The organism is Delftia sp. PX-1 (assembly GCF_055797465.1).
Genome location: NZ_CP184763.1, coordinates 3945782 through 3967453 on the forward strand (window position 1 = coordinate 3945782; position 21672 = coordinate 3967453).

At 57.3% G+C, this 21672-nt stretch carries 17 protein-coding genes and 2 pseudogenes; 18 read left to right on the forward strand and 1 reads right to left on the reverse strand.

The features are described 5' to 3' along the window. Window positions 1-99: 99 nt before the first annotated feature. The 12 genes and pseudogenes from ACN20X_RS18085 to ACN20X_RS18140 all read left to right on the forward strand — a co-directional run bounded on the left by ACN20X_RS18085 (window position 100) and on the right by ACN20X_RS18140 (window position 16344). On the forward strand, window positions 100-2406 hold the full coding sequence (locus ACN20X_RS18085) for a type VI secretion system Vgr family protein (RefSeq protein ID WP_160853106.1): 2307 nt from the start codon (window positions 100-102) through the stop codon (window positions 2404-2406). Between the two features lie 57 nt (window positions 2407-2463). After that, window positions 2464-2943, forward strand: a complete 480-nt coding sequence (locus tag ACN20X_RS18090) for a hypothetical protein (RefSeq protein WP_016453366.1) — start codon at window positions 2464-2466, stop codon at window positions 2941-2943. 139 nt (window positions 2944-3082) lie between these two features. Beyond that, entirely contained in the window at window positions 3083-4375 is a 1293-nt protein-coding gene (locus ACN20X_RS18095) for a hypothetical protein (RefSeq protein ID WP_473209696.1), read from the forward strand. Continuing rightward, window positions 4372-5493, forward strand: coding sequence for a DUF2169 family type VI secretion system accessory protein (locus ACN20X_RS18100; protein ID WP_016453364.1), 1122 nt, complete (start codon window positions 4372-4374; stop codon window positions 5491-5493). The genes ACN20X_RS18095 and ACN20X_RS18100 overlap by 4 nt, the downstream gene beginning before the upstream one ends. Before the next feature lie 8 nt (window positions 5494-5501). Continuing rightward, window positions 5502-6692 (forward strand): hypothetical protein, encoded by a 1191-nt coding sequence (locus ACN20X_RS18105; protein ID WP_034347852.1) that lies wholly within the window; start codon window positions 5502-5504, stop codon window positions 6690-6692. Between the two features lie 5 nt (window positions 6693-6697). Then, window positions 6698-11431, forward strand: a complete 4734-nt coding sequence (locus tag ACN20X_RS18110; protein ID WP_473209697.1) for an RHS repeat-associated core domain-containing protein — start codon at window positions 6698-6700, stop codon at window positions 11429-11431. A gap of 110 nt (window positions 11432-11541) precedes the next feature. Continuing rightward, on the forward strand, window positions 11542-12207 hold the full coding sequence (locus ACN20X_RS18115) for a hypothetical protein (protein WP_183021405.1): 666 nt from the start codon (window positions 11542-11544) through the stop codon (window positions 12205-12207). A 57-nt stretch (window positions 12208-12264) separates the two neighbouring features. Continuing rightward, window positions 12265-13307: pseudogene (locus ACN20X_RS18120) on the forward strand (integrase core domain-containing protein). Beyond that, a complete protein-coding gene (locus ACN20X_RS18125; RefSeq protein ID WP_232356996.1) occupies window positions 13277-13762 on the forward strand; it encodes a hypothetical protein in 486 nt (161 codons plus the stop codon). The pseudogene ACN20X_RS18120 and the gene ACN20X_RS18125 overlap by 31 nt, the downstream one beginning before the upstream one ends. 4 nt (window positions 13763-13766) lie before the next feature. Then, entirely contained in the window at window positions 13767-14156 is a 390-nt protein-coding gene (locus ACN20X_RS18130; RefSeq protein WP_151019761.1) for a VOC family protein, read from the forward strand. Between the two features lie 213 nt (window positions 14157-14369). Then, window positions 14370-15683 (forward strand): RHS repeat-associated core domain-containing protein, encoded by a 1314-nt coding sequence (locus tag ACN20X_RS18135; RefSeq protein WP_198129336.1) that lies wholly within the window; start codon window positions 14370-14372, stop codon window positions 15681-15683. Window position 15684: 1 nt separating this feature from the next. Next, window positions 15685-16344, forward strand: coding sequence for a hypothetical protein (locus ACN20X_RS18140; protein WP_151019764.1), 660 nt, complete (start codon window positions 15685-15687; stop codon window positions 16342-16344). A gap of 39 nt (window positions 16345-16383) precedes the next feature. Here the strand turns inward: ACN20X_RS18140 and ACN20X_RS18145 are convergent. Continuing rightward, a pseudogene (locus ACN20X_RS18145) lies at window positions 16384-16614 on the reverse strand (transposase); the annotation flags it as partial. A 70-nt stretch (window positions 16615-16684) separates the two neighbouring features. Between ACN20X_RS18145 and ACN20X_RS18150 the strand changes: the two are divergent. The 6 genes from ACN20X_RS18150 (at window position 16685) to ACN20X_RS18175 (ending at window position 21659) form a co-directional block, all read left to right on the forward strand. Continuing rightward, a complete protein-coding gene (locus tag ACN20X_RS18150) occupies window positions 16685-17533 on the forward strand; it encodes a beta propeller repeat protein (protein WP_473209698.1) in 849 nt (282 codons plus the stop codon). 228 nt (window positions 17534-17761) lie between these two features. Further along, window positions 17762-18679, forward strand: a complete 918-nt coding sequence (locus ACN20X_RS18155; RefSeq protein WP_473210821.1) for a hypothetical protein — start codon at window positions 17762-17764, stop codon at window positions 18677-18679. A 180-nt stretch (window positions 18680-18859) separates the two neighbouring features. Next, on the forward strand, window positions 18860-19420 hold the full coding sequence (locus ACN20X_RS18160) for a hypothetical protein (protein ID WP_227469517.1): 561 nt from the start codon (window positions 18860-18862) through the stop codon (window positions 19418-19420). A 143-nt stretch (window positions 19421-19563) separates the two neighbouring features. Then, window positions 19564-20031: a hypothetical protein gene (locus ACN20X_RS18165; RefSeq protein WP_080649853.1), complete on the forward strand. Its 468-nt coding sequence runs from the start codon at window positions 19564-19566 to the stop codon at window positions 20029-20031. A gap of 569 nt (window positions 20032-20600) precedes the next feature. Continuing rightward, entirely contained in the window at window positions 20601-21179 is a 579-nt protein-coding gene (locus ACN20X_RS18170) for a hypothetical protein (protein ID WP_151019766.1), read from the forward strand. Between the two features lie 60 nt (window positions 21180-21239). Further along, a complete protein-coding gene (locus ACN20X_RS18175) occupies window positions 21240-21659 on the forward strand; it encodes a hypothetical protein (RefSeq protein WP_016453360.1) in 420 nt (139 codons plus the stop codon). Window positions 21660-21672 lie beyond the last annotated feature (13 nt).

A 21672-nucleotide genomic window follows, 5' to 3' on the forward strand; every position in this document is an offset into this window, starting at 1 on the left:
CCTCTCCACCCGATCCACCGCCGGCGCACGCAGGTCCGCCCACCCGGACCTGACGCCCCCGCCCCTTGTCTACATTCAAGCACCGCGAGATCCGACACCATGACACGCAGAGTCACCATCAACACCCCCCTGGCAGACCAGCTGCAGCTGCGCCGGCTGCAGGGGCGCGAGGAAATCAGCCATCTGTTCGCCCTGGAGATCGACCTGCTCAGCGAGGACGACAGCATCGACCCCAAGGCCCTGCTGGGCAAGGGCGCCACCGTGGTGGTGGAGACCCAGGACGGCGGCAAGCGCTACATCGACGGCCTGGTCACTGCCTTTGGCATGCGCGGCCAGGACGAGCACCGCAACTTCCTGTACCGCGCACGCCTGTCGCCCTGGCTGTGGCTGGCCACGCGCCGCAGCGACTTCCGCATCTTCCAGAACAAGACGGTGCCGGATATCATCAACGAGGTCCTGGGCATCTACGGCCACCCCATGCAGCAGCGCCTGACGCGCTCCTACCGCACCTGGGAGTACTGCGTGCAGTACAACGAGACGGACTTCCAGTTCGTCTCGCGCCTCATGGAGCACGAGGGCATCTGCTACTACCACCAGCACAGCGCGGGCCAGCATGTGCTGACATTGGGCGACGATGTCATCGCCTCGCACGACCCGCTGCAGGGCGGCGCCGTCATCCCCTTCCACCCGCCGGGCAAGGCCGCCGTGGCGCGCGAGGAATGCATACACGCCTGGGAACTGCACCAGCGCGTCAAGCCTGGCCGGCACTACAACGACGACTACGACTTCAAGAAGCCCCGCGCCGAGCTGTCCAACATGCGCCGCAACCCGCCCGGCCACGCGCACGACGCCTACGAGATCTACGAATGGCCGGGCGGCTACACCGAGACCGGCGACGGCGAGGACTACATCCGCGTGCGCCTGCAGCAAAGCCTCACGCGCCAGAGCACGGTGCAGGGCCGCTCCAACCACCGCGCCATGGCGCCGGGCTACACCTTCACGCTGGACAACTATCCGCGCGGCGACCAGAACCAGACCTACCTGGTCACGGCGGTCGACTATGCCTTCGAGGAGAACCCGCGCGTCAGCGACGGCGGCAGCGGCGAAGGCTCGGTGCAGAAATTCGTGCTCCAGGCCCAGCCCACCAGCCTTCCCTTCAAGCCCCAGCGCATCACCGCCAAACCACGTACCACGGGCCCGCAGACCGCCGTCGTCGTGGGCCCCGCAGGCGAAGAGATCTGGTGCGACCAGTACGGCCGCGTCAAGGTGCAGTTCCACTGGGATCGCATCGGCGGCATGAACGAGAACTCCAGCTGCTGGATGCGCGTGGCCACCAGCTGGGCCGGGCCGGGCTTTGGCGCCGTGCACATCCCGCGCATCGGCATGGAAGTCATCGTGGACTTCCTCAACGGGGATCCTGACCACCCCATCGTCATGGGCTGCGTCTACAACGCCTCCAACATGCCGCCCTGGGCACTGCCGGCCAACGCCACGCAATCGGGCATCAAGACCCGGTCGAGCAAGGGCGGCGCCCCAGGCGCGGGCATGAAGAACGGCCAGGGCGACGCCAACGCCATCCGCTTCGAGGACAAGGCTGGGCAAGAGCAGCTTTGGCTGCACGCGCAGAAGGACCAGCTCACCGAAGTCGAGAACGACGAGGACAAATGGGTGGGCAACGACCGGCGCAAGACCATCGACCGGGACGAGACCAACGTCATCCACCGCGACCGCACCGAGACCGTGGACCGTGACGAGACCATCACCGTGCACAACAACCGCACGGAGCGGGTGGACCACAACGAGAAGATCAGCATCGGCGACAACCGCAATGAAGACGTTGGCATCGACGAGAACATCTCCATCGGCAAGAACCGCAGCAAGACCATAGGCCGCAACGAGAAGGACAAGATCGGCAACAACTGGTCGATCAAGGTGGGCAAGATGAAGACCGAGACCATCGGCATCGCCTACATGCAGAACGTGGGCGTGGGGCGCATGGAAAACGTCGGCGTCGCCTACAACCTGAACGTGGGCGCCATCATGGCCACCATCGTCGGCAGCACCCAGACCACCAGCGTGGGCAGCAGCCAGTCCACCACGGTTGGCAGCACCAAGACAACCACGGTCGGCACCACGTATTCGCTGACCGTTGGGGGCGGCGGTGGCGGCGGATCTTCCGCAGGCGGCGGTCTCGCAAGCAATGTGGTTGCGCCGTCCGAAAGCGGCTCGGGTGGTGGCGGCGGCGGCTCCAACATCACCATGGACGCGCAAAGCGTCGCCATCACCGTGGGCAGCAGCAGCCTTGTGCTCAAGGCAGACGGAACCATCACCGTCAATGGCAACAGCATCCAGCTCATCGGTGCCAACGATGTCACCACCAGTTCCGGCGGCATCCATGAAAACTGATCCACGCCACGGCCCCGGCCACACCCAACAGCACCCCAGTCTTCAAGGAGCACACCCATGACCGCACTCCAACGCCCGGCCCAGGCACAGGCCATCCCCACGGCATCTGGCCTGCAGCCCGCACAGGTTCTGCAACCCCAGCAAGACGATGGAAGCATCACCATCGAGTGCCTTGGCCAGCAGTGGCAGGCGGTCGCGTCCACCCACCTGCCCAGACTGGTGAGCGGACAGCACGTACTGGTCGCAATGCCCAGTCCCGAGGAGGGGCAGCACGACCTCGCCCCCTTGATCGTCGCCGCCTGGCCCGCAGCGCAGGCACCGGCCTGCCCGCCCTGGGAATTCGACCGCGCCAGCGGTGCCCTGAGCCTGCGCGTGGCCAGCCTGGAGCTGCAAGCCGTGCAAAGCGTGCTCATCCATTGCGCCGACACGCGACTGCAGTTCACCCGTGATGGGCAAGTACAGATCCGGGGCCAGACCATCACGGCTGCCGCCGTCGAAACCCACCGTCTCGAAGGTGGCTCCATCGAACTCAACTGACCAGGCCGCCGAAGGCAACGCCCCTGCGAACGCGGCATGCGCCGCACGCCCTTCCCTTCGCTTCGACCGAATGAACACGTCAACTCCCCTTTTTCGCGCTCCTGCCGCTCCGCCGCTACCCGCAATGCTGTCACGCCAGTTGGCGACAGCCATCCGTGCCTATGGCCGCCGCGCCGCATTGCTGCGGACCGAACACACACTCAGGGCATTGAAGGCCACCGACCAGCGGCTGGACATGCTGATGGCGGCATGCCGCTACTACGGCGGCACAGTGGCCCAGGAAGAAGCTGCCGCGTCCCACGCACAGGCACTGCCGGTTGACCGGGCAGGCTCGGCGCATGTCCGCATCGCCCTTTCAGAAGCGCATGAGGCCGATGCCGCAGCACGGCTTGCCTTGATTGCGCAATTGCTCCCGGAGCATCCCGTTGCCGTGCGCGATGGCCTGTGGTTTCACGCCGCTGAAGACACCTGCGTCCACCTGCTGGCATCGGGCGACGACCGCCTGCAGGCCCTGGGCGTGGAGCTGGCCGGCCTGCTGGCCCTGCCAAGCCACCTTGACGCGGTACACGCAGCGGCCAGGCGGGGTGCGGACACTGAAGCCTGCCTGCTGGCCTGCGCCCGCATGGGCCAGTTGCCCGATCAGGCCGCGCCCCGGCTGGCCGCCGTACTGCAAGGCCATGACCTGGCGCTGCAGCGCCGTGCGCTGGAGATCCTGTGCGTAGCCGGTGGGAGCCTGCTGCAGCGGGAGCTTGCGCGCTACATCGAGCGACTCACCGCCAACGATGGCCCCACGGAGGAATCCCACCCAGGACTCTGGGCCTCGGCAACGGACACCGCCATGGCGCTGTGGACCGCGCGCCAGCCTGAGCAGGCGCTTTCGGCCGTCACCCAGGGCCTGCGTCTGCCCCCCGACACCGTACTGCGCACGGTGGCCCTTGCCGGCCGTCTTCAAGGCCTGCTGCCGACACTGCGCTTCATCGAGCAACAGGACAGGCCGGTCACACCCGCAGAGCGCGATCTGCTGCGGCTGGTGTTTGGCAAAGTGCCAGGCGAGCTCACCCATACACACGGGCAGGCTCCCGCCCGCACCGCCGCGCTGCGCACCCTGGCCTGCGAGGTCTTTGCCGCCAATGGTTGCCAAGCGCTGGAGCCCGGGCAGATCGGCGATTGGACAGATCCCGCGCTCAAGGAGCTTCTCTGGCCGCTGGACGGCATCCGCCTGCGTGCGGGTCGGCCACTGCACACCGTGCTGCCGCTCGAGGAAGCCTTTGACGTAGGCCACGGCCTGCGCCGCTGGCTGTATGTGGAGCATGCGGCCCGCACCGGCCGGCCGTTCCCGTTGTCCCACGAAGACCATGCCCGGCGGCAGATGACTGCCGTAGAGACGATCCAGCTCATCAGCAGCCTGGAAGACGACGGGACGGCGCAATGAACTGCAGCATCCTCAACAACACCCCGTTCGCTGCCCAGGCCTTTCCCCATACGGACGCGCAGGGCGTGCACTCGCTGGCCCTCGTCGCCAAGGGAACCTGGGAGCTGGCCGCCGGCGCCACGAACCTGCCCAGGCTGCGGCCGGCCGAGCGCCAGCGCCCCATCCACCGCGCCGGCCTGCTGCGCCCCCTGGGCAGTCTTGCCAGGGACGAGTTCCAGGCCCAGGTGCTTCAGCCGCGTGCACAGCAACCCTGGCCGATCTGCGAACCGGAGCATGTGCCTCCCAAACCCTGGTTCGACCTGCTGCTCGACGCCTGCGCCGTATCGCCGAACGGGCGCCCGGCCTCCAGCATCGACGTCGCCGTGGACTATGAGCGCCAGGGCCGCCAGCACCGCCTGGCCGCACTGAGGGCATTCAGCCCACGGATATGGATCAAGGACTTTGGCCAGTTGAAGGCCAGTGAGCTGGGGCCGTCATTGCGCATCCCGCTGCTGCGGCCGTTTGCCTTTGGAGGACAAACGCTGGACGCCAGGGGCAACAGCCTGGTGGACGAGCACAACCCGGACGGCATGGGTTTCTACGGCACGGCGGCGCAGGCCGCCTCGGCGCCCCTGCCATGGATGCAGGCGCTGGACAAACCGCTCAGGTACTGGGATGACACCGTGGCGGAACAGGCCCTTGGCCTGGGCCTGGTGCCTGCCCACCACCAGCCGCGCCGCGCGCTGCAGGGCAGCTTCGACGACGCCTGGCGCCAGAGCCGCGCACCGCTGTTGCCCCTGGACCATGATCCACGCCACCGCAACGCCGCACCGCAATCGCTGCAGCTGGCCGAGTCGCCGCGGCCCGGAGACGTACTGGCACTGCACCACATGGGCACCGAGCCGCTGATGCGTTTCGTCTGGCCACGGGTGGCCCTTGTGGCACAGGCTGAGACTGCGGGCGGCACGCTTTTGCCGCCCCAGGAGCTGCGTTGGGACACGCTGGCCGTGGACACGGAGCAAGCCGATGCCTCGCTGGTCTGGCGCGCCCTGCTGCCCCTTGCCGCGCAGGAACGCATCGCCGTGGTCCATCTCTGGGCCCATGAAAACGCCCCCGCGGTCCCCGCCGCCCCGCAATGAGCTCCCGCATGGCCTCCTCGAACACACCACCCTCATCCCCCTGCCTGTGGCGCATCCAGCATGCCGGGGCAGTCACCTGCATCGGCACCAGCGCCTGGCAGTCGGCCGCCTCCTGGGTCGGCATGCAAAAGCGCATGCGCAAACTCGTCGTTGCAGCCGTCAGCCCCCATCCCGTCACCATCGCCCCCTGTCCTGAGATCACCGAAGGCGAGCAGCAGACGGCACGCCTGGCCAAGCTGCTGGGCGCGGCACTGGCCGACCTCATTGCGGACGTGCAAAGCCGGCCCGCCGACGCCCCGGTCGCACTGCCACGCCGCATCGTGCTGGCATTGCCCATGCGCGTGTCCGGTGACGAGGCCGCTGCACTGTGGCGCCAGACACTTGCCGCGCTGGAACGCTGGGCAGGCCCCAAAGCGTCGGCCCCCCTGATCAGCACTCCCCTGACCCCCGTCTTCGGAGGACATGGCGCCGGCTATGACGCCCTGCAGACCCTGGGCCGGCCCACCGCAGCCGATGACCATGCCTTGCTGCTGGCGGTAGACAGCCTGCTGGACGAAGCCACCCTGGTGCAAGCCCATGCCCAGGCAGGCCTGTTGACCGACAGCCGCCCACAGGGCTGCATTGCCGGAGAGGCCGCTGCCGCCCTGCTGCTGCAGGCCGCGCCAGACACGACTTACCGGGATGACCGCCATCTGGTGCTGCATGTCCCCTCCCTGGCACGCGGCGCCGGCCCCCATCGCCTGCCACACCAGCGGGCCGATGCAGCGCCTTTGGCCGAGGTGCTGCGCGGCGCCCTCGACGGCGCGGGCTGGAAGGAGGAACACGTGGGCTGCGCCGTTTCCGATTTCGACGGATCGGACTGGCGCGCGGCCATCCAGGTCATGGCACGGGCTCGGCTGGACGGCAGCTTCCAGCCAGATACCTGGGAGCCTGCAGCCATGACCGGCCAGGTCGGCGCCGCCACCGGCCCCTTGCACTGGGCCCTGGCCGCCCAGCGCCTTCGCCACGATGCGCGCCCGCCCAACTCCATCCTCAGCTGGGTGCTGGATGAAGGCGAGGAAGTGGCCGCCGTGGCCCTGGAACGCACCATTCGCCCTCTCCGTACCGGACCCACGGGCAAAGCGCACACCCTCAACAGCGGCAACGGCGCGGCAACGCTGACCTACTCGGCCCGCTTTCTGCAAAGCAAGGAGTCCTGAACACCATGGGCACGCACATCTTCAGCGGCGGCGATGGCGCCATCACCCAGACCGCCAATGCCTGGACCTTCGACCCGGCCACCCCGGTCCACCTCAAGCCCAAGGGCGACCCCGGTGTCGCCTGGCACTCCAACAACAGCAGCGCCATCAAGGTCCCGCTGGGCACCGTCAAGGAATACGGCACCGACATGGCCAACCGCTACGGCGCCATGGACACCGGCAAGCACGATCCGCTCACCGTCCTCGCAGGCCTGTTCACCAAGGTCAAGGACCACGCCAACCAGCACGTCACCTACGTCAAGTCCGTCGTCCATGAAGCGGGGGAGATGGTGGTCAACGGCGTCACCACGCTGACCAATGCCATCCTGATCAGGCTGGCGCCTGAAACCGCCAAGATGATCGAGAACGGCAAAAACGTGCTGACCGGCATGGAATTTCGGCATTTCAGCGCGGCCGGTCAGGCCCAGGCCGAGGAATTGCTGGCAATGCTCAAGGACACAGACACCTACACGGGCCTGGCCGTCTCCATCGCCGCCACTGCCGTGCAGGGCGTTCCTGTCCTGGGCCAGGTCCTGGGTGGCTCCGTCATGGTGGACCGTGCCGTGGGCACCGGCCAGGCGGCCATACAGGCAGCCGAGGAAATCCGCAATATCACGGCCAACTGGGGCTTGGAGATGACGCCGGCCCAAATGGAACATGCCCGTACGCAACTGGCGCTGTGGCTCATGGGCAGCGGCGTGGCCGTGCTGGCTGCCCTGACAGGCAAATTCAAGCGCAAAACCAAAAGCCAGGGCAACAGCGACCAACACCCCACCACCGAGCACAGCGACACCAAGAAGCCCGATGGCAAGGGCCCCTGCTCGCAGTGCGCCACACCCTTTCCCGTCATCCTTTCCACTGGCCAGAAGCACCTCGATGAAACCGACTTCACCCTGGCAGGCCCCATTCCCATCGTCTGGCGGCGCCGCTACATCTCAGGCCTTGCGGAAGCGAGCCCCTGGGGCCGGGGCTGGAGCCATGAATTCACGCAGGAGCTGCGCGTTTCCGCCGATGGCTGTGTACTCCTGGACGACGCAGGCCTGTACGTCACATTGCCCTCCCTGGCCGTGGGAGCCGAGCATTTCGACATCTATGAAAAGTTCACGCTCAGCCACCCGGAGCCCGACCTCTGGGCCATCACCTACAAGGAAGGCCTGTCCCGCCTATTCCGCCGCGAAGCACCCGAGCAATGGCGCCTGCCGCTGGCCACGCTCCAGGACCGCGACGGCAACACCGTGCAATTGCATTGGAAATACGCCCTGGGCTCGGACGAACCCGCCACAACGCAGACCTGGAGCGCACGCTACGCCGCAGGGCAAGGCACGGCCCCGGCCACGCAGGTCAAGCCCCCTGCACCCTTCGCCCGCCCCCTGCTCGCCGGCCTGAGCGACACCGCAGGCCGCCGCCTGCACCTGCACTGGAGCGCGCCAGGCACACTGCCGCTGGACGCCTTTGCCGGCGCACGCCTGACTGCCGTGGTCCTACATGCCCCGGAGCACGCCCCGCAGACCCTGGCCCAGTACGCCTACGACGCCCAGGGCCAGCTCATCTCCACCCTGCACGGCAGCCAGCCCTACCGCCAATACGCCTGGCGCTCCGGCGTGCTGGTGGGCTACCGCAAATCCAGCGGGCATCGCTACTTCGCCCAGTACGACATCGAAGGCCCCCAGGGCCGCGTGCTGCGCTCCTGGTGCGCCGACACACCGGTACCCGGCCAGGACGACGACCGCTTCACCTACCTGCCCCATGAGCGTGTCACGCGCCACACCGACGGCCTGGGCCGCACCACCGCCTACCACTGGGATGCGCGCTTCAACATCATCGCCACCGTCATCGCGGAAGGCACACCCGAACAGATCATCGAGCAGACTCCCACCGATGCCACCGGCGCCTCCACAGGCCGCATAGACCCCCTGGGCCGCCGCACCACCCTGCGCCGCGATGCACGCGGCAACCTGGTCCAGATCATCGACGCCATGGGCCATGCCACCACGCTGGAATACAACCCGCTGGACCTGGTCACCACGCTGCGCGACGCCCTCGGCCATGAATGGCATCAGGAATACGACGGCCGCGGCCACCTTGTGCAAGCCACCGACCCGCTGGGCCGCACCACGCGCTACCGCCATGACGCCCGGGGCCGCACCGTGGAAGTCATTGACGCCAAGGGAGGCTCCAAGCGCCTGGCCTGGGATGAGGCCGACCGCCTTGTGGCCTACACCGACTGCTCGGGCCAGACCACGCGCTTCGCCTACGACGCCCTGGGCCAGCCCGTGCTGCGCACCGATGCGCTGGGCCAGCAGACCCGCTACGAATACAACGATGCGGGCCAGCTGATACGTGTCATCGAGCCATCCAGCCCCGCAGGCCCCAGCAGCCAGCCCGCCAGCCCCACCCACCTCTACGTCTGGAACGGCGAAGGCCACCTGCTGGCCTACACCGACCCCATGGGCCAGAGCACCCGCTACACCTACGACGGCATGGGCCGCCCGCTCACCAGGATTGACGCCGCAGGCCGCAGCCTCGCCTACCACTACGACCGCGCCGGCCGCCTTATTGCCCTGGACAACGAGAACCACGCCCGCACCCACTTCCGCTACGACCTACGCGACCAGCTCACCGACGAAGTCGGCTTCGACGGCCGCTGGCAGCGCTACATCTACAACGCCGCCGGTGAACTGACCCACGTCATCGAGGCCGGCGGCAGCGACGCCGGGCCCGGCAAGGTCACCTGCTTCGAGCGCGATGCCCTGGGCCGTCTGCTGGCCAAGCGCGCCCTGGGCCACACCGGCCCCGTGGAAGAAACCACCTACCGCTACGACGCCCTGGGCCGCCTGACCCAGGCCAGCAACGCCGCCTCACACCTGGCCTTTGCCTATGACCCCATGGGCCAGTTGCTCAGCGAGACCCAGACCCTGCAGGCTCTCGGCAATGCCACAGGCCAGGCCCGCCAGAAACTGCAGCGCAGCCTCTCGCACGGCTATGACGAACTGGGCAACCGCACCCACACCCGCATGCCGGATGGCCGCACCCTGCACTGGCTGTTCTATGGCTCGGGCCACCTGCACCAGATCAACATCGCTCCAGCGCAAGGCCCTGACCAGCCTCCGGCGGCGCACCAGGTCATCGCCGACATGGAACGCGACGCCCTGCACCGCGAAGTGCGCCGCAGCCAGGGCGCCCTGTCCAGCCGCTACGACTGGGACCCTGCCGGGCGCCTGCTGCGCCACCGCGCCGCGCTGCAAGGCAGCGGCCACGTGGCCAGGCCCGGCAACTCCAACGCCACGCTAGAGCGCGGCTACGCCTACGACGCAGCAGGCCAGCTCATCGCCCGTGCCGACTCCCTGCGCGGCCGCCAGGACTTCCGCTACGACCCCACGGGCCGCATCCTCGCCAGCCTCCCGGCACAAGGCAGCCCGCTGGCCCGCGAACTGTTTGCCTTCGACCCCGCCGGCAACCTGCTGGACTCCATGCCAGGCAAAGACGGCCAACCCGTGGACACCACTCTTGGCGTGGTGGGCGACAACCGCCTGCGCTTCTACCAGGACCTGCACTTTGAATACGACGTCCACGGCAACGTCATCCGCCGCACCCGGGGCAACCAGAAGGCCGGTACCCAGGAAGTGCTGGACCTGACCTGGAACGCAGACCACCAGCTCATCGAATCGAACACCACGCGCCATGGCGTCACCCAGGCCACGCGCTATGCCTACGACCCCCTAGGCCGACGTGTCGCCAAAAGCGATGCCTTCGGCAGCACCCACTACCTGTGGGATGGCGACCTCATGGTGCACAGCCAGCGGGGTGGACGGCAGGCGCTCTATATCTACGAGCCGGGGAGCTTTGTGCCGCTGGCCACCATCCAGGGAGCGGGCGAGGAACACAGCACCTACTGGTACCAATGCGACCAGATCGGCGCCCCGCTGGAGCTGACCGACGAACAAGGCCAGGTAGCCTGGGCGGCGGACTACAAGGTCTGGGGTGAGGCGGTCATGCGCAGCGTGTTGAGGACCGGCACCGATGATCGGCCCGTCAGCGCACGGGCTTGGGGCTCAAAGCCTGTTGCACCACCTTCACCGCCGCCCATTGAGCAACCCTTCCGGTTACAGGGGCAGCAGTTTGATGAGGAGACGGGGCTGCATTACAACCGGTTTCGGTATTACGATCCGGTGGTGGGGAGGTTTGTTAGTCAGGATCCGATTGGGTTGGTCGGCGGGTTGAATATCTACGAATTTGGTCCCAATCCGATCGAGTATCTCGATCCGCTGGGACTGACTGCAGACAAGCTTAGGAAGAACCTTGCGTTAGCGGGCCGTCCAGTTCCGGATGGGAAAACCCCGCACCATATCGTTCAGGAAAATTGCAGAAATAGCAATCCACGTAGTCACGTACAAAAATCCCGTGATATTCTTGCCAGGAACAAAATTGGAATAGACAGTGCTTCAAATGGAGCTCGAGTATGGGGAACCAATAATGTACAAATATCGGAGCCGAATCATCCCGGTAGAGTAGCCGCAGCCAACACTGGCAACTATCACGCCGGGCGTCATATTCACAGCAAGGCAAATGACAAGCTTATCTATCAAGTGCTCAAAGGTGTTGAAAAGCGTGGTGGTAATTTGGAAAACGCATTGGAAGACATAGGACGGCGTATGGAGTCGGGCGCCTGGAAGACGACATTTTCTTGTTGCTGCAACTAGGATCTTAATATATTTAATGGAGATTCATTATTAAACAATTTTGCACCTATTGTTCAAGAAAAATTTCCACCAGCTCCATTCATCGATGAATTACTAAGTGCGTATAAAATATGATTTTAGAAAATCCTGAAATAAAGTCTTATCTTGCAGAGCTTAGGCAAGAGTTTGAAACACTACCCAAGCTGGATTGGTACGATGAATATCTGAAAATATCCTCAAATGTTGATGAGTGGAAGTTCTCGTCTGGAGACTATTTCTTTCCCATCCCCTACTCAGAAGAGAGCAATGGTTCTCCTTCGGCACGTCTTATGAAGAGGTCATACAAAAATGTTGATCAAGCTCGATGGCTAGGGAAATACTGCGCTGGATTTCTGGCAGGTAAACATCTTGTGACTGTCATGCCCAGCGAGCCAAATATGGAGGCACTTGATGCATGCTTATTCAGTGCGAAAAATCCGGGGGTAATTGAATTTAAATATATAAATTGCAAATTCATCGATACCCCAAGCAAGAGAAAATCTAAAGTAGCCGGCATGCATCGCTGGATTGATCTGAAAGATAATAACAAATTACATCTTGGTGTTGGTGAGCGTGGAGCATGTTTTATTTTTCTTTACAAATACTCTTCGGACCAGCCAATTATGGCGCAAGGATATACCAGCTTGGAATTATCTGGAGGCATACCTGACTTTTTCAGATATTTCCACTACGATAATGAAGGAAATCTCAATAAAGTCACATCTAGCGCTAGCTTAATATGGTCTAAAGCTTCTTAGATGTACGGTCCCAGGAAGTCATGGTGCATTCTTCAGCCTGGAACAGGAGAAAGCACTATAGCAATCCGCCCGCATGGCAGCGCCCGCACGACGCCGCGTATCCGCGCAGAACTCCAGCTAGCGACCGGCTGCCATCGGGCCTTGGCCAAGCTCTACGGCATCAACCCCAAGACCGTGGCCAAGTGGCGTGCGCGCACCTCGGTGCTCGATGAGCCTATGGGTCCTCGGGACAGAGCAAGCCAGCATCCTTCCAAAGAGCAAGAACACTTGGCGATTGCGTTGCGCAAGCAAGGGCATTGTCGATGGACGATCTCATGGGGCAATTCGTGGAGACAGCACCCAAGCTCAGCCATAGCGCCTTGCATCGATGCCTGCAGCGTCACGGAATCAGCCGACAACCCACAACGCACCTGCCACGAAGGCACGGAAAGTTTGAAGAAACGACGCTGGGTTTCGTGCACATCGGCAGCGCCGTAATGAAGATCTCCAGCGGCAAACAGCACATGTTTGTTGCCATAGACCGCGTCACAAAATTCACACATGTCGCGTTCTTTGACAGGGCCACGAAAGCCAACGCAGCGCAGTTCCTTCGGCAGGTGCTTGTAGCCTTTTCGTACCGCATTCATACCGTCCTGACGGACAACGGCATGGCCTTTACAGGGCAAGAGCGCTTCAGAGGCGGCGTCACCGATACATGCATCGGTCACATCTTTGAACGCATCTGCAAGTTCAATGGCGTCGATAAAAGGCACACCAAGCCATATCACCCCTGGACGAACGGCATGGTCGAGCGCATGAACCGGACCATCAAAGAATCCACGATCAAGGCCTACGAGTACGAAGGACTGGAGCAGCTACGGGAACATGTCCAGGCCTTCGTTCAAAGCTACAACTTCGGCAAGCACTTGAAGGCGCTCAGGTGGAACACACCATTCCGGGCGATTTGCGAGGCATGGGAAAAAGATCCAAGCCGCTTTAGACTTCATCCGCACCATCTCACTGTGGGACTGAACATCTTAGGTACTTCGATCCGGTGGTTGGGCGGTTTGTTAATCAGGATCCGATTGGATTGGCTGGCGGCACAAATATTTATCGTTTAGGTCCGAATTCTCTTGCATTAATTGATCCACTGGGATTAGCATCTTATATTGTCCTAGGTGAAGGCCAGTCGGGAGTTGAGGCGTATGCCAAACAGCTAGGAATTGAAAGATCGGGAGATAGTTTTAAAACAATTTCTAATGAGTGGCAAGATATAACAAAAGGAATGGATTCAAATCTAAAACCCGGCACCGTTGAATGGACATGTGCTGCAGCTAAGGCAAACGGTGATTGGATTAGGCAAAAAGCCAAAGAAGGATACAAATTCATTATTATTGGCACAGATGATCAATCCGTCAGAAGTCCATTTTATAAGGAAGAACTAAAGGCATTAAGAGATTCCGGAATAAAACCATATGATCACTCCATGAAGCCCAATGTATCAGTAGCCAGAGCTGGCTGCCATTGCCCAGGCAAACCAAAGCCTAAACCCAGGCCCAATCATCAATGCGATTAGATTTATGATCCGTGTACCAATTTTCGTGAAAGATATAAATATCGCACTAGATTTCTATTGCAAAAAACTCCCGTTTAAGCTTTCACATGAAATCAATGAAAATTCGAAATATTTCTCTATTGAAGGTATATCAAGCAATTACTCAATACAAGTATCAGAAAGAAATGAAGAGAAATGGGATGCTATTTTAGCAGATCGATCTTATTGGGTTCAATTTTATAAAGCAGACGTATGGGATCTATATAAAAAGATCTCAGGCAAAATTCCTGAGCATGATGGTCCTGCAGAAAAAACTCCAAACGGCCATATATACGGCATACATGAATGCCCCGGAGGGGCATATGCGTCAATCTATGATCCATTTGGCACACGTCTAGATTTTTTCGAATGGTAAGTGGAATATATTTATCCCATAATATTAAGCGTCGCTATTTTTTCATATTTCATTCAGAAACAGCTGTGTCTTAATCGTTTCCGTAAATATGACCTATTAACACAAGACTGCGGATACAGCCGCGTCGTTACTTTCCAGTTTTCGCTCATTCATCTAAATTTCGTGAATGCATGCTAGAGCAAGTGCAGCAGGCAACTGGCCACACTGTAGAACTTGCCTGGGCAGACCAAGGCTACGCAGGTAGACAAGCTCACCAGTCTGCCCTCCCTGGGCAGCCCGCTGGCCCACGAACTGTTTGCCTTCGACCCCGCCGGCAACCTGCTGGACTCCTTACCCGGCAAAGACGGCCAGCCCGTGGACACCACCCTGGGCGTCGTCGGCGACAACCGCCTGCGCTTCTACCAGGATCTGCACTTTGAATACGACGTGCACGGCAACGTCACAAAGCGCACCCGGGGCAACCAGAAGGCCGGCACCCAGGAAGTGCTGGACCTGACCTGGAACGCAGACCACCAGCTCATCGAATCGAACACCACGCGCCATGGCGTCACCCAGGCCACGCGCTATGCCTACGACCCCCTAGGCCGACGTGTCGCCAAAAGCGATGCCTTCGGCAGCACCCACTACCTGTGGGATGGCGACCTCATGGTGCACAGCCAGCGGGGTGGACGGCAGGCGCTCTATATCTACGAGCCGGGGAGCTTTGTGCCGCTGGCCACCATCCAGGGAGCGGGCGAGGAACACAGCACCTACTGGTACCAATGCGACCAGATCGGCGCCCCGCTGGAGCTGACCGACGAACAAGGCCAGGTAGCCTGGGCGGCGGACTACAAGGTCTGGGGTGAGGCGGTCATGCGCAGCGTGTTGAGGACCGGCACCGATGATCGGCCGATCAGCGCGCGGGCTTGGGGTTCAAAGCCCGTTGCACCGCCTCCACCACCGCCCATTGAGCAACCCTTCCGGTTTCAGGGGCAGCAGTTTGATGAAGAGACGGGGCTGCATTACAACCGGTTTCGGTATTACGATCCTGTGGTGGGGAGGTTTATCAATCAAGATCCAATAGGACTAGAAGGTGGATTTAATTTATACATATACGCGTCCAACTCAAATAATAGCATCGACCCATTTGGGCTATGCAGTACAAAATTGAATAAAAAATTGGCTGGTGTTGCGTATGATGGAAAGCAAGCTCATCATATTATTCCAGAAGAAATTTGGAAGAAAAATCTAAGCTTCTTCGATAAAATTGGCATGGGAAATATGATGGATCACCGATCAAATGGTGTACTAATGCCGTCAACTGTAAAAAAGGCTAAGCAGATGAGGCGGCGATATTATCACTGCGGATCACATGACAACTACTCAAGTCAGACAGAATATGGTGTTGATGATATTAAGAATAGATTCAACAACGGCAAAATATCTGCCGCAGATGCTCGCATGGAAATAGCAAGACTACAAGAGGCGAGAAGAATTACCCTTACTGCACCACTCATGCCAGGGCAAAGCCCAGTCAGGATATATTGATATGAGCAAGAAATATTTCATAATGGCCATTAACCAGGAGGCCGGGTGCCCGGCTGGATTTTATCAATCTGTTCTTGCTAAAGATTTTGAAGGAATAAATGGCGATTATGGTTACCACCCTTGGTATGCGGGACCCAAAAGATATGGAGGGACATTGCCGCCGCTTCCAGAGAAACTAGTTTTGATGGAGAAGAAAGAATATCAATATGACATCCGCAAGGGCGCGGAATACTTTTATGTTTTAAGCTCAAAGTTTAAAGAATGTTTAGCAGAAATTAAACATAATTTCTCTGACATCAAGCATGTTGATTGCGTCGATAGCAAAGGAAAATCAAGAAATAACAGGGTTGTATTTGCTGCAATTCCCAGAAAATTCAAGGCCGAGAATTGCTTAGACCTTTCAAGGAGCAAATTAATTTCCCCAAGAGGCATTGAATATGACAGTTTACATTTCAGAGAAGACTGGGATTTTGATCTTTTCGATATCTTAAATATTTCCTCCAGTCAAGCAAGCTTAATTTGCTCAGAAAAAGCCAAAAATATATTTGAAAATCATGGTGTCCGATGTGTTAAATACATACCGCTAAGCGACATAAATGCCAGCATGCTGCCGCATATGAATGAGCTATATAGGCCCGTTGAATTTTATGATCCCGTATAGAAGATAAAAGATTTCGCCAGTGACGCGAATTTAGACTGGCTAACACCACCGATCCACGAAGCGCGCACAGATAATCGCTACCGCCAATTTCAGCAGCGCTTCGTGGATATCCAGCCGTCGTTCAAAGCGGATTCGCAACTTGCCAAAGCCTGCAAACCAGCTGTGCGTCCTCTCCACCACCCACCGGTGCTTGCCCAGCCGCTCGCTGCTCTCAATGCCTCGTCTGGCAATCCGCCCAATGATGCCCCGCTGCCTCAGGTGGGCTCGGCATCAATAGACTTCTCAAAAATTGGACCAGGAAAAACCACTCAAGGAGGTCCGCAGAGATAGCGTAACACATATGAAATCCACACCCATAACCTTTGGTAAATGTCTGGCGATCGAGGATGATTACTATATGTTTTCATCAAGGCCGGATGGCATCGATGATTCTGCAGAGTTCAGTAGGATTTTCTTTTATGATGCTCAATCTTCGGGAGACCCTTGGAGACACCTAGATTTGCCGAATTTCACAACAGTTAGCATCTGCTCTTCAATCAAGGCGATAGGAGATAGGAGAAAATATGTAATTCTATCGAAGAATGGGGAAATATCCGTTTATTGGCCTGATGGCGCGAGCACCGAGAATATCGCAGAAGCAGGAGTGGACAAAGAACTTCCAATATATGGATATTTGAATTCTTTAAAAGAAATAAATGGTGTATTATACGCATGTGGAGGTGGAGGCCAAATATATAAACGCGGCAAAAATGGATGGCACGATTTTGCAGAAAATCTTAGAAAACAGAGCCCTACCCCAAAGGCCAATTTAGCACTAAATACTCTTGAAATAGGTGATGATATTTCTGATATAGATGGTTATTCAGAAGATGATCTATACGCTGCTGGACGAGATGGGATATATCACTTTGATGGAAGATTGTGGAGTAAAGTTGATATTTCAACTGACGAAATACTTATGAGTATTTTCTGTGCCCCAGATGGAGTTATCTGGGCATGCGGACTCAACGGAGCCATACTTCGAGGTGATTTCAAGAATGGCTTCAAAGACATAAGTCATTATGATGACAACATGATTCTGACCAAGATGGTTTTTTTCCAGAACAGAATATATTTCTCTTCCAATGAAGGGCTTTTTCCTTGGACTATAAAAAAGAAAAGTCTAAATTGTATAAAATCAAAGAAATAAAGGAATGCGATGATATTTTGGTTCACAAAGAAACCTTGCTATACATAGGTCCCAAAAAGATAACTATTTTCAATAACAACGGTCATCGCGAATTAAAGCATCCCGATTTAAAATAATTGGCTATCACTAGTTCTCATAAAAACAAAAACAACTCATTGAGCAAACGACACAGGTGCCACCACAGGCCGCATCGGCCTGCGAGACCTAGTCGCCACACTTCGCGAAGCCCTGGGCCACGAGTGGCAGCAGGAATACGACAGCCGGGGCCACCTTGTGCAGGCCACCGGCCCGCTGGGCCGCACCACGCGCTACCGCCATGACGCCCGGGGGCGCACCGTGGAAGTCATTGACGCCAAGGGCGGCTCCAAGCGCCTAGCCTGGGATGAAGCCGACCGCCTTATGGCCTACACCGACTGCTCGGGCCAGACCACCCGCTACACCTACGACGGCATGGGCCGCCCACTCACCCGGATTGACGCCGCAGGCCGCAGCCTCGCCTACCACTACGACCGCGCCGGCCGCCTCATTGCCCTGGACAACGAGAACCACGCCCGCACCCACTTCCGCTACGACCTGCGCGACCAGCTCACCGACGAAGTCGGCTTCGACGGCCGCTGGCAGCGCTACATCTACAACGCCGCCGGTGAACTGACCCACGTCATCGAAGCCGGCGGCAGCGACGCCGGGCCCGGCAAGGTCACCTGCTTCGAGCGCGACGCCCGGGGCCGCCTGCTGGCCAAGCGCGCCCTGGGCCACACTGGCCCCGTGGAAGAAGCCACCTACCGCTACGACGCCCTGGGCCGCCTGACCCAGGCCGGCAACGCCGCCTCCCACCTGGCCTTTGCCTATGACCCCGTGGGCCAGTTGCTCAGCGAAACCCAAACTCTCCAGACTTTGGGCAATGCCACAGGCCCGGCCCGCCACAAGCTGCAACGCAGTCTCTTGCACGGCTACGACGAACTGGGCAACCGCCCCCACACCCGCATGCCTGACGGCCGCACCCTTCACTGGCTGTTCTATGGCTCGGGCCACCTGCACCAGATCAACATCGCTCACCCTCAGCTATCGGACAAGATCAATGAACTAAAGGTTTCTGGTGTAAAAATTAGCGATGCTCAAGGTTTAGAAATCAGAAAATCTGTCTGAAACAATGCACCCACAATTGCTGCTCCTCCAGATATTCATGCTGAAGGACAAACTTGGCGATATAAAACACTACTGAAATAATATCTCAGGACGCGGGAAACCTCAATGAAGCTGCAAAAAGAAATACAGATGCCATCTCCAAGGCTATGAAAAACAAAGATCTTGAATGCAAGGATGCTTATGACAAAATTGCGCAAGAGTGAGAAACATGGATTGGGATCAATATATTCAGGACACCATCACCAACGAAACAAAGGCAAAGAAATGAATGCAATAGAACTGATGATTTTTTTAGGCCATAGTAGCACGCATGAACCATTCGACGAGTTTTTAACCAAAAATGGCATTAAGAGTCGACCGAAAACAGGCCGGTCATTGGAAACGCTCATCCTTATAAAAAGACAAGGTCTTTCAATGTCATTTGAAATCGATGCAAAAGGAAATGGGATAGCACCCAAAAGCGAAGGTGCATTCATATTTAGTCAACTTGAAATTCGAATATCTGGAGATGACGGAAGGAATGGAATTTACACCGGACATTTACCTTATGGTTTAAGTGCAAATGACAGCAGGGATGCGGTAGAAAAAAAACTGGGACAACTTAAACGCAGAATGCCGGAGATTGATAATTATTTTCTTGACGGAGTTGTATGGACAGTCGCTTTCGAAGAGGATAAATTGGAGTTCTTTCAGCTTAGCGTTCCTACAAATGGCAAAAGAAAACATGGACTTTGCCTCTAATTAAGCAGAATATTTATGCATCCATATCCAGTCATCTGGCTCGCTAAAAATCAGATAAACCGCTTCAGATCACGAACCCCCCATCTTCCATATTTTCTTCAGCGCTAATTAATTCCCTCGGTTGTTCTTCAAAAGATCAGCGTTTGGAAGATTTTCTTGAAGAATACAACATCCATGACCGACCGATAAATAATATTATGTCATCCTTCTTATTGTATTTCGAAGAAATAAATCAAGAATCTAAAAATTACAAAGGATTTGCTGAAGTTGGTTTATTTCAGACACCTGAAACTATATTTTCCGGCAGTATCCGCGCAACCATTAACGGCCGCAATTTTAATGCGGCAATTATTTCAGATAAGACGCATCAAAGTTGCAACGGATTTTTTCAGGAAAACAGTGAGCACGCAGATAATATAAAAATATTATTCAATTTTATTGAAAATAGATTAACCAATGATTGCATTATTCCAAACATTGCAAAATTCATATTTAACAACCAATCTACCGTTAATTTAAGCGCTAAATGGATTTCAATAAATATTGAAGATGCAAGAAACAATTTTAATCGGAATTTTTTCGATGAAGGATATTTTCTTAGACTTAGGTGAATGTGTAAATTCGTTAGGCCTGCTCCAATAATCAAATTAATCCTTACAAACTCGGACCGGCAGCGGCAGGCCAGCTTGTGGCCCGTGGCGACTACCTGTGCAGCCGCTACGAGCACCACACGCCACGGAGTCACCCAGGCCACGCGCTATGCCTACGCCCCTCTGGGCCGACTTGTCGCCAAAAGTGATGCCGTCTGCAGCACCCACTACCTGTGGGATGGCGACCTCATGGTGCACAGCCAGCGAGGTACAAGACAGGCGCTCTATATTTACGAGCCGGGGAGCTTTGTGCCGCTGGCCACCATTCAGGGAGCGGGCGAGGAACACAGCACCTACTGGTACCAGTGCGACCAGATCGGCGCGCCACTGGATCACCGACGAACAGGGCCAAGGGTCTGGGCCACACCACGGCCTACTCTTGGAATACTGGTCGTGGCATCTCACTGTGGGACTGAACCTCTTAAGAATCAGAGCCGACTGCCTGACTTTCTTTGCCGCCACACGATACTCTTTGCAAAAGGCAAATTTATTATTGAAGCCCATGCAGTTGGATACATACCCCTTCCATTATGACAATCGATTACCCAAAGATAAGAATTATTTTAAACAAATATTTATTTGGAGAAATATGTCTGAATGTTGAAACATCAGCAACGGTGCCAGAAAGCATAGAAGACCTGGCATCCACGGAGTTTTCCAGAGAGGGAGATCCGAATGACCATGAATTATTCGAGAAATATTATTCCATAGTGAATAAAAACCAGGGAATCAACTTCAAGATATACACGTTCAAAGGGAAAATATGGAGCAGCGGCCTTGATTTCCATGGATTCAGGTTATCCACTATCCTTAAGATGATCAATAAGCCAGCTAACATGAGATTGTTCCTTGACAGCAAAAACTCCGATGGCGCACTCATCATTAATGATCTATGCGTTTGTAGATTTTCATACCACAAGGAAAACCCTCTAGCCCTTACATTTGAAACCAATGCCGCAATGATCGATGATATGAAAAACAGAAAAATCTCCACCAAGACTGTTGAAAATGACTTCACTGAAATATCTGAAGTACTGGCAAGAAGGAATAACAGGAAGCTTAGAAAAATAAAGCAAATATTGGTAGCCACGGGGCATATATTGAAATAATTTCCACCAATGGCTCTACAATCTTTATTTAAGATCCAGACATGGCAGCTGCCCATTCATATGAATAAAACCCCAAATCTTCACACACTCAACCTGGAGACCGCAGAGAAATCCATCCGCTTGCTGGCGACCGCATTCTTTCACCAAGATCTGAAAACCCTTGAAGCCCACTTCGGGATCAGCCCACTGCAAGTGGATGAGGCTTTTGAAGCATTGGAAAATTATCTCGGCAAAGACGATTTCACCTCGCTTGCACCTCCTCCAATAGGTAGCCAGATCATTCTGGAAAAAGATGAAATTTGTGCCAACAATGAAAACTCTTCAATCAGGGTCTATCGATTGAATTACGGAGGCTGGGGCTACGAGATGGATGTTTTCATGCAAGACAAGAGGTGCGATCTGACCATGCGTGGCGAGCTGTCTGGAGATTTCGGCAAGAATCCGCACGGCGTCAAATTTCATCTGTTTGAAGTCATGTGATTTTTGTCCCGAC